Annotated in this window: 8 protein-coding genes and 1 pseudogene; 7 read left to right on the top strand and 2 right to left on the bottom strand. The window is 64.1% G+C overall.

The genetic code is table 11. The annotated features are described in order from the left end of the window. The first annotated feature begins 116 nt into the window (after nt 1-116). Complete coding sequence (locus ACIQCH_RS03515) at nt 117-1253, top strand: cytochrome P450 (RefSeq protein ID WP_402577469.1); 1137 nt, start codon at nt 117-119, stop codon at nt 1251-1253. Between the two features lie 579 nt (nt 1254-1832). On the opposite strand, the pseudogene ACIQCH_RS03510 reads toward ACIQCH_RS03515, so the two are convergent. Beyond that, nucleotides 1833-2003 (bottom strand): annotated as a pseudogene (locus ACIQCH_RS03510) (pirin family protein); the annotation flags it as partial. An 89-nt stretch (nt 2004-2092) separates the two neighbouring features. Between ACIQCH_RS03510 and ACIQCH_RS03505 the strand changes: the two are divergent. From ACIQCH_RS03505 to ACIQCH_RS03490, 4 genes are all read left to right on the top strand, one after another. Further along, the gene (locus ACIQCH_RS03505; RefSeq protein ID WP_402577467.1) at nt 2093-3247 is read left to right on the top strand and encodes a tyrosine-type recombinase/integrase; all 1155 of its coding nucleotides are present in this window, start codon (nt 2093-2095) and stop codon (nt 3245-3247) included. Between the two features lie 94 nt (nt 3248-3341). Continuing rightward, nucleotides 3342-3530: a helix-turn-helix transcriptional regulator gene (locus ACIQCH_RS03500; protein WP_402577465.1), complete on the top strand. Its 189-nt coding sequence runs from the start codon at nt 3342-3344 to the stop codon at nt 3528-3530. A 412-nt stretch (nt 3531-3942) separates the two neighbouring features. Next, entirely contained in the window at nt 3943-4725 is a 783-nt protein-coding gene (locus ACIQCH_RS03495) for a tyrosine-type recombinase/integrase (RefSeq protein WP_402577463.1), read from the top strand. Nucleotides 4726-5084: 359 nt separating this feature from the next. Beyond that, complete coding sequence (locus ACIQCH_RS03490) at nt 5085-5858, top strand: serine/threonine protein kinase (RefSeq protein WP_402577461.1); 774 nt, start codon at nt 5085-5087, stop codon at nt 5856-5858. Nucleotides 5859-5953: 95 nt separating this feature from the next. Here ACIQCH_RS03490 and ACIQCH_RS03485 read toward each other — a convergent pair whose 3' ends face one another. Continuing rightward, entirely contained in the window at nt 5954-6910 is a 957-nt protein-coding gene (locus tag ACIQCH_RS03485) for a tyrosine-type recombinase/integrase (protein ID WP_402577459.1), read from the bottom strand. Between the two features lie 920 nt (nt 6911-7830). Here ACIQCH_RS03485 and ACIQCH_RS03480 point away from each other — a divergent pair. Beyond that, complete coding sequence (locus tag ACIQCH_RS03480; RefSeq protein WP_402577457.1) at nt 7831-10788, top strand: helicase-related protein; 2958 nt, start codon at nt 7831-7833, stop codon at nt 10786-10788. Then, nucleotides 10782-14642, top strand: coding sequence for an Eco57I restriction-modification methylase domain-containing protein (locus ACIQCH_RS03475; protein WP_402577455.1), 3861 nt, complete (start codon nt 10782-10784; stop codon nt 14640-14642). Before ACIQCH_RS03480 ends, ACIQCH_RS03475 begins: the two co-directional genes overlap by 7 nt. Nucleotides 14643-14766 lie beyond the last annotated feature (124 nt).

The following is a 14766-nucleotide window of genomic DNA, read 5'->3' as shown; positions in this document are numbered from 1 at the left end:
GGGCCGGTCGGACCATGCCCGCTTGGCTTCGGACATGCGCGCCTGCCTGCGTGGGCAGGGACGGGGCGGGTACGCCGACCGCCGTTCCCGAGGCTCACACAGGGAGAAGCAACCACATGGACAGGACCTTCGCCGACGCCACCTCCGTCGACCCTTCGACACCGCCTCGGAGAAGGCTCGCGGCGGATGGTTCGCCGTTCTGGCTGGTCACACGCTACGCCGATGTCCGGGCCGCGCTCGTCGACAGTCGGCTGACCGTGAACAGGTCGTACGCCGCACACGCCCACGGCGGTTTCCACCTGCCCCGTCCGCTGGACGGCAACTTACTCGGCCGCGACGGTGCCGACCATGCCCGGTTACGCCGCTTCGCCGCCCCGGCCTTCGCCGCTCGCCGTACCAAGGCACGGCACCACCAGGTGGAGGCCGCCACCGGGCGCCTGCTGGCCGGCCTCGCAGGACGGCAAGCCGTCGATCTCGTGGCCGACTTCGCCCTCCCCTTGCCCCTGACCGTCGTGGCCGACCTCCTCGGCATCCCCTCATCGGACCGGCCCACGCTGACGCGATGGACCCAGACCATGCTCACCCACACCCGGCACGAGGAACTCGCCGCCAGTGTCGACGGCGTCCACCACCTACTCGCCACCCTCATGACCCGGTACCGCCACCGGGGAAGCGGCCTCGTCTCACACTGGGCCCGCGCCCGCGAGGCGGACAACTCGGTCAGCGACGGTGAACTCACCGCCCTGGCCTTCCAGGTCTGGTGGGCCGGCATCGAGAACATCACCCACGCCATCAGCCACGGCACTCTCTTGCTGCTCGCCCACCCCGCCCAGACTCAGCCCCTACGTGACCACCCCGAACTCCTGCCTGCGGCGGTGGAAGAGGTATTGCGACTCACCACCCCCACGGCCACGGCCACACCCCGCTACGCCCGCGAGGACCTCACCATCGCGGGCGTGACCGTTCGGGCGGGCGACGCTGTCATGCTCAGCCTCCACACCGCCCATCACGACCCGCACCGCTTCCCCACACCCCAGCACTTCGACCCCACCCGCGCGCCCAACCATCACCTCGCCTTCGGTCACGGCCCCCACCACTGCCTCGGCGCCTCCCTCGCCCGAACCCAGCTCCGCATCGCCTTCACCCACCTGCTCCGCCTGCCCCGCCTCAAGCTCGCCGTCCCCGAACGCGACCTGAAGTGGAGGACATCCCTGCGACTCCACGCACCGCAGGCGCTTCCCGTCACCCTCTGACGGACCAAGATCCGGACCATATCCGGACCAGCTCCCGGTGACAGTCCCCACCGACTGCCATTCCTCCTGGTCAGCATGGGTGCAACTGCTGTACCACCAGGAGACGAAGAATCTGCTGGTCGTCCCGCGAGGCAAGACACCTACGACTCCATCCCCACCGCGCCCACACCCTCCATGCCAAGCCCTCACCCGACATCACGCTCCCGCCCTGCCAATTGTGCGAATCCGACAACGGGGCGGGGCGCCTCCCATCCGAGCGTTGCCTGCAGCTCCAGCGGCACAGGAGCCAGCTCACGGCGCCACGCGGGGAAGCCGGGTCACCACCCCGACGGCCACGCGCGGCACGATCGGATCAGCAACTGACAGCCACTGCCACTCGGGGCCAATCTTCAACTGAGAACTCAGCATCGGGTCAGCATCGGTTTCCCCACACCTGATCGCGAACTGTCACAGGCGAGAACGACCCGGACGTTCTCTAAGCGCTCGAAGTGCGATTGACCTGCATCGATCGCCCCAACAGTCAGGGACCTCTCCGACTGCGACGAGGTGCCCCACACCGATCCCCGACTCAAAACATGGTCATCGCACACGGCCCCGTGGTTTCAGGTGAGTTGGGGGAATCTCGGGGGCCGGGATCGGCGGCCCGTCATAGCCCTTGACCTGGCCGAATCGGGTCCCGTGCATCCAGTCTTCGCGGGCCTGAATGACCTCTTCATGATCTCTCAGGACCCAATTCCAGAACAATGCAATGCTCAGGGGCATCTGCGCAGGTCAGACGGGTCTCGGATAGCTGCCGGTCAGCAAACCGTCAGCATTGTGATCCGAGGAGTCGCGCGGACATGGCAGCTACGACAACCGCCCACGGCATGGGCACCATTTTCAAGGACTGCGGGCACGCGTCCTCCTACTGGCCGAAGTGCCCCCACGGCTGGAAGATCCGATACCGCAACGCGGCCGGGAAGCAGGCCGAGGCATCGGGCTTCGCCTCACGGGACAAGGCCGCGGAGCGCCTGTCGGCTATTCACAACGAGAAGCAAGCGAAGCCGGCCAACCAGGCGAAGGCCGAGCGCATCGCGCGTTACGGTCAGATGCGCTTCGACGAGTACACCGAGGAGTGGAAGCAGGGCCAACGTCACCTTGCGCCGGCTTCGCTCAGCCACCTCGACTCGCTTCTGCAGCACCACATCTTCCCGGCACTCTCCAGTCGGCGCATGAACACGTTCGACCACAAGGTCGTCGACGGCTTCATACGCACGATGGAGCGCAACAGCGTAGGACTGGCGACGCAGTCCAACGCCTTCGACAAACTCAAAGCGGTCCTGCTTGACGCTCATCGGCTCGGCATCTTCGAGGACAACCCGCTTCTTGGTGTGCAGGCGCCCGTCTACGACCCCAAGAAGGCCGTCATCCCATCCGCCGAGCAGCTACGGGGCCTGCGCGCCGCTGGCGACGACACCTTCATGCTCTTGGTCGACGTCATGAGCGGCTGCGGACTCCGCAATGCCGAGGCGGCCGCGGTCAACATCAGGAACATCGTGGCCGACGACGTCTATCGCGTCACCGAGCAGGTCAACCAGACCACGAAGCACTACGACCGCCTGAAGCACCGCAAGCTCGGCGAGTACCGGGACGTACCGCTGCCGGCGCGGGTGAAGCAGACCATCGAGTGGTACGCCGACAAGTATGGCACCGTGGACGGCTACCTCCTGCGCCATCCACACGATCGCGATCGCGCGTACCAGCCCTACTTGCTCCAGAACCACTGGCAAAGACTTAAGCGAGCCGGCGCCCTTGATGTCCCCGAGGGCATGGTGATCTACGGATGCAGGCATTTCTTCGCGTCGAACTGCCTGGCTCATCGCATCCCGATCACCGACGTCGCGGAGTGGATGGGCCACAAGAGCCTGGAGATCACGTTCAAGATCTACCGGCACCTGCTGCCGGGGTCCATCGGACAGGCAGCCAAGATCCTCAACGTGAGCCTAGCCGCTTAACCCAATCCACATACCACGGGATCCCCGGTCAGCCAAACCGGGGATTTCCTCGGACCATGGACACCTGCCATAGCGCTTCACACAAGAGGTCCGGGTGTCGAACGAGTTCATCTCCGCAAAGCAGTTGGCTGCCCAACTGAGCATGTCCGTGTCATGGGTATACAGGGAAGCAAACCGGTCAGGACTGATCAGTTACAGATTCGGGGTCGGGCGTAGCGCAAAAATCCGATTCAAAGTATCCGAGGTGAATTCCTGGATACGACAGCGTAGGCAAATTTCCTAACGCCACTCCACCCCGAATAATTCAGCAAGGCAGGTCAGTGCCCACGAAATCCCTTCCCCGAGGCATGGGGACAGTATTCAAGCGTTGCGACGACCCGAGCGAAAAGTGGTCACGATGTCCGCATGCATACGCGATCAGATACCGCAGTGCGAGCGGACGCCAAACAGAGGAAGGAGGATTCCGCACCCAAACTCAGGCTACGTCACGACTTTCGCAAATTTACGCCTCGAAGACCAAGGCGTCAGCAAGTGCAGGCTTCAGATACGAACGCGCCGAGAAATACGGCCAAATGAATCTCAGCGAGTACGTAGAACTGTGGAGGAAGGGACAGCGCCACCTGGCAGCCTCCTCGGCTCGACATCTAGATTCACTCCTCGAGCATCACATTATCCCAGCCCTGGGCAGTCGTCGCATGAACTCATTCGACCACAAGGTCGTCGACGACTTCATCCGAACCATGGAAACCATGGGCACTGGCACAGCAACGCAATCCAACGCCTTCGATAAACTGGCCACCATTTTGCTCGACGCACAACGGGTAGGAATTTACGACTTCAACCCACTGGACGGCGTCAGATCGCCACAGTACACGCCAATGCGAGCCTCAATCCCCGCACCTGCCCAGTTGCGGGAAATACGGGAAATCGGTGACGAGAAGTTCCAACTCCTCTGCGACCTGATGAGCGGGTGTGGGATGCGGAACGCTGAAGCGGTCGCAGTAAATATCAACAACATCGTTTCCGATAACACCTACAGGATAACCGAGCAGGTTAACCAAACAACGAAGGTGTGCGGGCGTCTCAAACACCGGAAACCAGGCGAGTACCGGGATGTGCCACTTCCTTCACGGATCAAGCAGGCAATCGAATATTACGCTCAAAAACACGGCACGATTGACGGCTACCTCCTAAGGGATCCACGTGACCTATCAAGACCCTTTCAACCCTACTTGCTTCAAAATCAGTGGCAGCGGCTGAAGCGAGATCACCCTTCCATCATTCCGGAAGGGATCGTGCTGTACAGCTTTCGACATTTCTTTGCATCACAATGCCTCCAGCTTCGCATACCGATCACTGATGTTGCGGACTGGATGGGCCATAAGAGCCTGGACGTAACGTTTAAGGTCTACCGGCACCTCATGCCCGGCTCGATTGCAAGCGCAGCATCGTCTCTGGATCTCGCCTTGGCCGCATAGGAGCTGCGCAGAATCGCATTAACGGGTGCCTGCTCACGCTGCCGAATCACTCCCAAAATCCCTTCAAATGGGGAGCCCGGTCACCGCGCACGGCAGTGCGCGGTGACCGGGCTCGACACACTGCGAACGCCTCCGACGTGATGTCGCGGTGGACGTTGTCCTCGATGAATGCCGTCGCCCCTGCGCGGGGCGTCGCGGCTGGCACCGCCTATGGAGGTGTAGGGACAAGGTGTCTGGTACACGGCCGCCAGGTGCCGGGGGCGATCATCAGAAGCATGGGGCAGGCGCGCGTCACCCATATGCCCGGAACCCGTGAATCTGGCTGCGGAGCTGGCGGAGGGGGTGACAGGATTGGGGCAATGACGACCCAGCCGCTCATGGCCGTAACGCACGTTGTGGCGCTCGAGACCTTCCTCAAGGGAGTGGGCGCCGTATTCCGGAAGTTCGACGATCAGGACTCCGGCTCCATCTCATACGGCCTGGAGGTAGCTGGTAGCCGCTGGTTCGTAAAGGCTGCCTCGAAAACGACTGACGTCTGCTCTCTACGCCGCGCAATCTCCGTTCACCAGGCCGTCTCCCATCCCTCCATCGTGCCGTTGGTGCACTCCTTCACCACGGACGAGGGCCTCGCGCTCGTCTACCCATGGGTGAGCGGCGAGGTCCTCTATCACCCGACCCGATCTCGCCAGGGCGGACGGGCCGCTCCCGACAGTCCCATGGCAAGGTTCAGGACTCAGCAGCTCGCCCAAATCAATATCGCCGTCGAAACTCTGCTCAGCGCCCACCTGGCTGTCGAGGATGCCGGATACGTGGCTGTCGACTTGTACGACGGCTGCATGCTCTACGACTTCGACCAGCAACGCATGATGCTCTGCGATCTGGACGAGTACCGCCCCGGCCCCTTCACTCTGGAGGCGGACCGGCTCCCCGGCTCCAGCCGCTACATGGCGCCCGAGGAGTTCGTCCGCGGCTCACTCATCGACATCCCACTACGGTCTTCAACCTGGGCCGGGCACTGCGTCTCCTCCTCGACGCCGGCGACGAGGAGACGCAGTGGCGCGGAACCCCGGCCCAACTGGCTGTCATCGCGCAGGCGACCGCACCTGAGCCGGAGAAACGGCTGCCGTCCGTGAGCGCCCTCGCCGATGCCTGGGCGGCAGCAGGAAACCGACCTGACTGACCGGCGCCCACGCATCGCTGCCTCGGAACCAGACCACTGCCCGCCTGATCACGCCGAGCTGACACCGGGCATTACCGCGCGCGCTGGGACCACCAACTGGGAGTCCAGTCGTTCCCAGGCCCCCATGACCGCCTGGTGAGCACCTGGAGCGAGGTGCGCGTACCGCTGTGTCGTCTGGTAGCTCTCGTGGCCGAGTAGGTGCTGGACGTCGTAGAGCGAGACGCCCCTCTGGACGAGCCACGACGCACATGTGTGGCGGGTGGAGTGCGGCGAGTACTGCGGGACGCGCACAATCGCACCGTCGGCGTCCATGGAGTGCGCCCGCCTCATCGCGGGCCACCATGTCTGGGCCCGCCAGTTGGCGTCGTCAAGGAGCCGGCCCGACCGTCCCTTTGTGACGGTGGTGAAGACGACGCCCTCACGGTCGCGGCCATGCATGTGACGGGCCAGCGCGTCGAGGACGTGATCAGGAATCGGAACCTCGCGGCAGCTCTTGGAGCTCTTCGGATACTCCTTGATCCCCGATTTCGTATTGACTTCCACCACGAACAAGCGGCCGCGCCGCCAGTCGACGCGATGCCCGTGCAAGCCGGCAAGCTCGCCCCACCGGAGGCCGGTATAGAAGGCAAGCAGCACCATCGTCTGCCACGGCTGGTCAAGCTCGTCCAGGATCGCCTGGGCCTGCGCGACCGTGAACCACTGCGGCGGCCTCACTGCCTCCGGTGGCAGAGCGATACGCCGGCATGGCGTCACCGTGATGAGGTCTTCGTCCACCGCCGCTCGCATGATGGAGGACAACAGGTTGTACGCCCGCCGGATGGCCGAAGGACCTTTCCCGCCTACGACAAGCCTCCGGACCCAGGCCTGCACGTCCAGCCTCGAGATCGCACGGACTTCCCAGTCCGACCAGTACGGCGTGATGTGAGTGCGGATGCACGAGGCATCGCCCCTCTGCGTCTGAGGCTCGACCAACCGGGCCTCCCACCAGCGGTCGTGCCACTCCATAAACTTAATCTTGCCTGCCCGGGGATACGGAGATGCGCCCCGCCCGACCTTCTCTTCTTCGTCCAAGCCCCAGCCGCGGGCCTGCGAGCGCGAAGGGAACGTTTGACTGAACCGCTTGCCAGCACGATTCCTGACCGTGGCCTGCCAGTTTCCGGATGGCAGCTTCCGCAAATAGGGCATATCTAGCCTCCGTTGCCTTCGGCGTGTGGAGCCGGCGCGAAGCGCGGGGAGCCGCAATCTCCAACACTCACACCCTCGCCCCTCACCTTTGACACCCAGGAAGTTGCCCACCATCCCAGCCGCCCCATCCCTGGAATAGGACACCGCAGGCCACTGGACGGCCAGGGCACGGCGGGCGGGGCTTACATCGAGGAGGCCAAGGTCACTCCTCCCCTGCCCCTACCTGAGCAAAGGACGAGGCGTGAGATCCGCACAGCATTGCTCCCCGCGCACCCTGATCAAGCCGAAAGGTCCCCGCCCTGGCCTTTCGGGCGATTGGAGTGGTGCCGGACGTAGAGCGCCGATCGAGTCAGGCGCAGCGGAAGCCTGTCAGACGATCACAGCTCCCCGGACCTGAGCCCGTGGCACTGGGCCAAGAAGTTAAGCCCGCCCCAGGCCCTCGCCGACACCGGCGGCACTGAGCAGCTGGCGGCCCACGACCAAGTTGAGTTCACCATCATCGCCGGCCCTCGCTTATAGCAGCTGCGGCCCTGGACACGTCGACAGCACGGTTCATCATGTTAGGTGGTCGATCGGTCGCGGAGTGTAGCCATGCAGAGAGGCTCACGAGCCGACGTCCGGATAACTCGCACCTTCCATCTCCGAGCGGGCAGCTCCACGCAGCTGGATCCGGCCTCAGCTGCGCCAGTCCCCCGGTAGCCTTCCTAGTGTTGATCAGTAGGTAGGGAGACTCCACAATCATGTACGAACGTGGGATGCGGGTCCGGCTCCGAGACCGTTTGTGGGAGGTCGAAGGTGTCCGCGGGGCAGGAAGCGAGGCGTTCCTCGACCTGCGCCGTGCTGACGAGCGTCCCGGCCCGCGGCGCCTGACAGTGTTGCCGAGCCAGGAGCCGACGCTCCGCCCGGAAGCAGCGACTCGACTGCGCTTCGAGCCCGGCAACCCAATCCGCCTCAACGAACTCCATGATGCCCTTGCACTCACCATGGCCCATGGCCGCGGAGACCTGTTGGCGGTCGAGCATGGCCGGATTGACGTCGAGCCCTACCAGCTCGTCCCCGTCTTGATCGCCATGCGCCAGCCCCGAGTGCGCTTGCTCGTCGCGGACGACGTCGGTCTGGGTAAGACCATCGAGGCTGGCCTGGTACTGATGGAGCTGGCCCGCCGCGGGCGTGCCGACCGCGTCCTGATTGCCTGCCCCGCCGGCCTGCAGGACCAGTGGGTCGAGGAGATGCGGTTCCGTTTCAATCTCGACTTCACGAAGGTCGACAGCAAAAAGTGGCTGGAGGTCCGTCGGGACAACCCCACCACTGTCAGCCCGTGGACCGCAGTACCCTACGCGGTGTCGTCCATCGACTACCTAAAGAACAACATCACTGCGATTCAAAGCGCTCCTCCCTTCGACGTGGTGATCATGGATGAAGCGCATCATGTAGCACGCGCCTATGCAGGGGAGGGACGCTCCAGCGCCACCGACCGCAGCCGTCTGGCCCGCGCCCTGGCCGACCACAGTCGGGAGATGCTGCTGCTTTCGGCCACGCCGCACAACGGTTACCAAGAGTCTTTCGCCAGCCTGCTGCAGCTCCTGTCCCCGCACCTAGCCGCCGACGACGGTCGGCTGGACCCTGACCTGGTCCAGCCGTATATCGTGCGGCGCCTCAAGGACGAGGTCACCCGCGGTGAGCCGCCGCAGCCGATCAGCCGCCGCTTGCCGCCGAAGCCCATCGAGGTGCGTCCGACCAGCCGGGAAAAGGAGATCCACCAGCGGCTTCGCGGGCACAGCAAGCGCGTTCTGCACGCCCTGCGCGACACCGACTCCTATTACGTCCAGGCGTTCGCCCTGGAAGTGCTTCGCAAGCGGGCCCTGTCCAGCCCGTACGCCCTGCTGCAGAGTCTGCGTCGCCGGGCAGAGAACCTCGGCATCCCGCCGGTCGAGCACACCGGCCGGCGCCGCATGGATGTCATGCAGCAGTACCGAGGAGACACCGCACTGCCCGAGGAAGACCTGCGGGCCGCTGAGGAACTTGCGCTGGAAGGCGTGGCCGCCCACCTCCCGGAAGACGACCTGCGCGAGGAGCAGCGCCTGGTCAGCAAGCTCCTGGAACAGGTCGAATCCCTCAGCCCTGGCGACGACAGCAAGCTCACTCGCTTGCAAGGATGGCTGGAGGGCTTTCGGGCAGGAAGGCGCGGCGAGCGCGTCATCTTGTTCACCGAGTACCGCGACACCCTGGACTACCTGGAGAAGAACCTGGGCCACGGCCCGCTGCTGCGAGTCGACGGCACCATCCCCCTGGCCAAGCGCCGCGAAGTACTGGATCGCTTCTCCCGCACTCCGGGGGCGATCCTTCTGGCGACCGACGCGGCAGGCGAGGGTTTGAACCTGCAGGACGCCTGCCATGTAGTGGTCCACTACGAATTGCCGTGGAACCCCAACCGGCTCGAGCAGCGCAACGGCCGCGTCGACCGCTACGGCCAAGAGCACGTTGTCGAGATCAGCTACCTCTACCTGGCTGAGACCCGCGACGAGGAGATCCTCCAGCGGCTGCGCGACAAGCTGTCCACCATCACCAAGCAGCTCGGCTCCAGCAGTGACGTCCTGGGCGTGGCGGGCCGCAGCGACGTCATCGACGGCCTCCTCGAAGACGCCTCCGCCCAGGATCTAGAGGAGCGCCTGGAGCGCGCGGTCCAGCAGGTCCGCGACTACCTCGAACGCAGCGGCGCCCTCGTCCTGATGCAGAGCATGCGGAATGAGAAACAAGTCGAGGACGAAACCGTGGCCGCCCGGGAGCAGGCCCGCTGGCTGCTGCCGGACTTCGAGGAATTCCGGAAACTGGTGACCTCCGTGGTCCGCCAATGCGCCGGCCAGGTCACCGGCAACGGCGACATCGTTACCATCGAGCCGGGACCGCTCCTCAAGCAGTACCCTCTCGTGCCTCAAGAGGCATTTCAAGCCACATTCAGCCGTTCCGTCGCCTTGGAGCCGGAACACCGCGGGATCGCCTTCCTCACCCCCGCCCATCCCCTGGTGCGCGCGGTCCTCCAGCGCGTCCGCACCCGCCTGTACGACGACGGAGACGGCGGCCGTGTTGCGGTCCGTCCTGTCGCCGATGGCGGCAGTGGCTGGTTGTTCACCTACGTTGGTCGCATCACCTCCGACGACAACCGCGTCCTGGAAGAGCCCCTGGTTCCTGTCTTCGTCCTGCGCACGGACGCAGGCGCCCCGGCTGCCCCCAGCCAGGACGCATCCGCCGACCTGCGCCGACTGCGACAGCGGCCCGCCCCCACCGGCAGCCTCGACCCGGTCGAGAAAGCCCGCCAGGAACTGTCCGCCGGATTCGAGGCCGCCGTCCTGGCCGGGCAGCAGGAAGCCTCCCGCCGCATCGCCGAACGAGCCGACGAACTACGAGTACAGTTGACCGCCGAATCCCAACGCCTCCACGCCGACCTGGACCGCTGGCACGCCGCCGAACTCGCCGAAGCAGAACGGCGCTTCGCCAGCGGAGCCGGTGAGACCGTTCAGCTCGGCCTCTTCGCCGACACTGGACACGGCGCCTTCCACACCGTCGACGAAGCCCGCGCCGCCGTCGACGCCGAATTCGACCGACGCCGCAGGGCACTCAGCCGGGGCTTCCAAGTCGCCGAGGTCACATCCGGCGAACCGGTGGGCTGCATCGTGTGCGTGGAGGTGCCCGCATGCTGAATATCACCGTCGCCGGCACCACCCTGTCGACGTACTACCTCTCCGATCCTGCCCTTTTCCTCCGCGAACAGCGTGATCGCATCGGGGCAGAGGACGCCACAGATGGCATCCGTCACGCCAAGCGCGAACTGCGCCGTCTGGTCGCCGACATCGACGAAACCAGCACCGCTGGCGATACCCGCAAGCGCATGCTCAGCTGGCTCTCTTGCTTCGGCTGGACTTTCCCCGGCAGTCTCCCTGCCATAGAGGAACCTGTCCTTGGCTGCGCACACAGCGCCGATGGTGACCTTGCGCCAGGGGACCTCGTTTCCGTGCTCATCACCCCGCCTGGTCAGCACCTGGACGCCTCCCCCACTGGCCGCCGGGTCGGCAACCTGCGGCCCCAGCGCCAGGCCGAAGTGTGTGCCCGCGAGCACCGGCTCCCTGCCGTCCTGCTCAGCAATGGCACCGAACTGCGGGTGATCCGCCGCGACCCGGGCCTCGGCGGCGAAGCCAGCTACCTCTCGGTCGATCTGGCCGGCCTGGCCGAACTCGGCGACGAACACGAGTGGCGCGTTCTGTGGGCCCTGCTGCGCCCCGAAGCGTTCATTCCCGATGACGCGGGCGAAATCCTGTGGAAGCGCGTAGAGGATGCCAGCTCCGATGCCGCCACGGCCGTCAGTGAGAATCTCTCCGGCGGTGTACGCACCGCCATCAGTGCCATCGCCAACGGCGCCCTGCACTCCTTGCGTCAACATGACAAGTCAGTACCTGAGCCCCGCCCCCTCTTCGCCGACGCCCTGAAGGTCGCCTACCGCCTCCTGTTCGTCGCGTATGCCGAAGACCGTGGGCTCCTGCCCGTCGGCACGCCTTCATACGACCGTGGCTACTCGCTGCGCGCCCTGCGTAAAGCCATCCTCACCGCCGACGCGGCCTGGGAACCCGACGGAGGCTTCCTTTGGAGCTCTCTGCGCGCCCAGTGGGCACTGCTGCGCGACGGCGTCGACGCGGGCGAGCTCCAGATCACTGGCTTCAACGGCGGCCTCTTTGACCCGGACAAGTGCGAACTCCTCGACGCCGCAGATCTGACCGTCGGCGACACCTTCGTCCGAGAGGCCATCGAAGCCCTCTCTTGGACCGAACCAGACCGCAACACCAGCAAGAGCAAGACCTCCGTCGGACGCCGACCAGTCAATTACCGCGAACTCGGCGTTGAGCAGCTCGGCAGCATCTACGAGGGCCTACTCTCCTTCGAGCCGCAGATCGCCGACACGCCCAAGGCCCTCGCTCGCATCGGCCGCGGCCAATCAGCCTTGGTGCAGGTGCTGGACACCAACCAGCTACCAGAAAACGCCGAAATCGTGGAAGCCTACGAAACTGGCACCTTCTACCTCTTTGAAGCCAGCGGCCAGCGCAAGGGCTCCGGCTCCTACTACACCGCCCGCCCCCTCGCCCACTTCGTCGTCGGCGAAACCCTGCGCCCGCTCGTCCAAGACGCCACGCCCGAAGAGATCCTCAATCTCCGCATCTGTGACCCCGCCATGGGATCGGGAGCCTTTCTCGTCCCCGCCGTTCACCAACTGACCGAGGCGTATGGTGAAGCCCTGGCCCGAGCAGGCGAAATGCTCGACCATAAGCTCGACGACAGCGAGCGCGCCGCCTACCGACGCCTGATTGTCGAACGCTGCATCTACGGCGTAGACCTCAACCCCATGGCCGTCGAACTCGCAAAAGTATCCCTTTGGCTCACCACTGCCGCAGCAGGCAAACCGCTGTCCTTCCTCGACGCCCACATGCGCTGCGGAAACGCCGTCGTGGGCGCCGCTATCGGCAGCTGGGCTGGCGTGCCTGTACCTGCACAAGGAGGCCGCGTTCAACGCAGTGCAGCCGGTATCGACGACCTGCAGGACTCCCTCTTTGCCGTCGAAGAGCCTGATCTTGCTTCTCTGGTCCGAGCGCGCAAGGCCCTCGCCCACGACCCCTCCGAAGATCGCCTGCAAGTCCGCGCCAAGGAAAAGCGCTTCACGCGACTACTCGACAGCGACGACTTCACCCGGCTACAGGACATGGGGGACTGGTGGGTCGCACCCTTCTTCTATACCGATGCGCTCAGAAGCAATAGCGGACAATGGATTGCTGGCCACGACGCACTCAAATGCGGCGAACCACTTCGCCAGCACCTCGCCGACATTCCAGCCCAGGTACGAAGTGAAATCCGCCCATTCCACTGGGAAGTTGAATTCCCCGAGGTATTCTTCGACGTCAAGGGAGAACGTCGAGACGATGCCGGATTCGACGCACTGATCGGAAATCCGCCCTGGGAAGGCATCACATTCAAGGCGGCAGAGTTCTATGGGCGATTCGACCCGTCCTACACCCTACTGAAGAAGAAGGACGAAAAACTCGAGCGGCAAGCCGAGCTGGAGCTTCGCGACGACGTAACTGAAGCAAAGATCGACGCGGACAGATCCCTAGCCGGAGTCAAGGCTTTCATCAAGTCATCCGGCGTGTACCGAATGCTTTACGGCCACGGAATCGCATTTAACTACTATCGAACTTTCCTCGAGCGTGAACTAGCCCTGCTCGCGCCTGGCGGCAGGCTCGGGCTCGTCATCGATTCTGGCGTCGCAAACGGTGCATCCACCGCCGATCACCGCAGAGAGCTCCTGGACCACTGCACCATCGACCATTTTGTCCTCTGTGATAACTCCAACGGAATCTTCCCTATCCACCGAAGCGAGCAATTCCTCCTCCTCGTCGCAGAGGCGGCAGGGTCGACCGATCCACTTCCATTCACCAGTGGCGTCTCGTCACTAGACGACCTTCTGGACCTCGATAGAAGAACTCTACCGATTTCACGCCAGACCCTTGAGGCCCTCGATCCGGATTCGCTAGCGGTCCCCGACGCCCGCGACCCGCAACTACTCTCCCTACTGACTTCCGTCTACAACTCGCGACCCCTGTTCTTGAGCCCAATGCCGGAGGGGGGTTGGCAAATCGAGTGGGGTCGAGAACTCAATATTCACGACGATCGACAGTCATTCTCCCCAACTGGCACCGGAATCCCTTTGCGTGAAGGGAAAAACATTCACCAGTACGTACACGACTTCTCGGAGCCCACATACCATTTGATTGACCCAGACGGGGACAACGCTCTTATCGGGCGTGCGGTAAAGCGGGCCAAGCTGCCTAAGAAGCGCACGTCACCCTGGCCTCGGCATCGAGGGGAAAAGCCCCTACTCCAGGACGGCGCCCGCAAGGAACGCGTAGAGATCCCGGCAGACCAGTATCGTCTTTGTTTCCGCGAGACGGCTCGCGCCACCGATGAACGCACCTTGATCGCCGCAATCATCCCACCAAATACAGCCATCTCCCATAAGCTGCATTTCTTCTACAGGTCGAAATTCGATCACGCAGCAAACGGGTACCGTACTGTGCTGAGCGCTGCCGCCATGACCTACGTCGCCGCCTTGCTCAACAGCCTCGTCATCGACTTCGTTGTACGCAGGAAAGTTTCAAGCTCAGTCAGCAAGACCCTCATGTCCACTCTCCCGATCGCCGACATCCCACTCGATCGAGGCGTCGGCGAGGAGATTGTCCAGCTCTCCGCCCGACTGACTTGCCGCAGTCCCGAGTTCGAGGAGTTGGCGGAAGTGCTTGGGGTAGCATGCGGTCCGCTGACTAAGGACGAGGAACGTAGCCTGCGAGCCGAACTGGACGCCCGGGTAGTTCATTTGTACGGCCTGTCCGCTTCGCAACTAGAGCTTGTCCTAGGCGACTTTCGACAGAGCGCTGACACGGACGGCAGCCCCGTCCGCCCCAATGAGGAGTACAAGCAACTCGTGCGTGAGCACTTCGCACGCCTGGGTGGCTGATCTTCACCGTCACTGGAGGCGGCGTTGTCAGTACCCCCCGCTAGGCTCGCTGTTCGAGTGCTACGCGGGCCTCCACAACACACTGGAGGCCCGCGCACGCACCTAGATGATCGAAGACGGGCGT

This window comes from Streptomyces sp. NPDC093225 (assembly GCF_044753805.1).
Taxonomy (GTDB): domain Bacteria; phylum Actinomycetota; class Actinomycetes; order Streptomycetales; family Streptomycetaceae; genus Streptomyces.
Note: the sequence above shows the minus strand (reverse complement) of the source record. Positions and strands in the feature narration are given on the sequence as shown.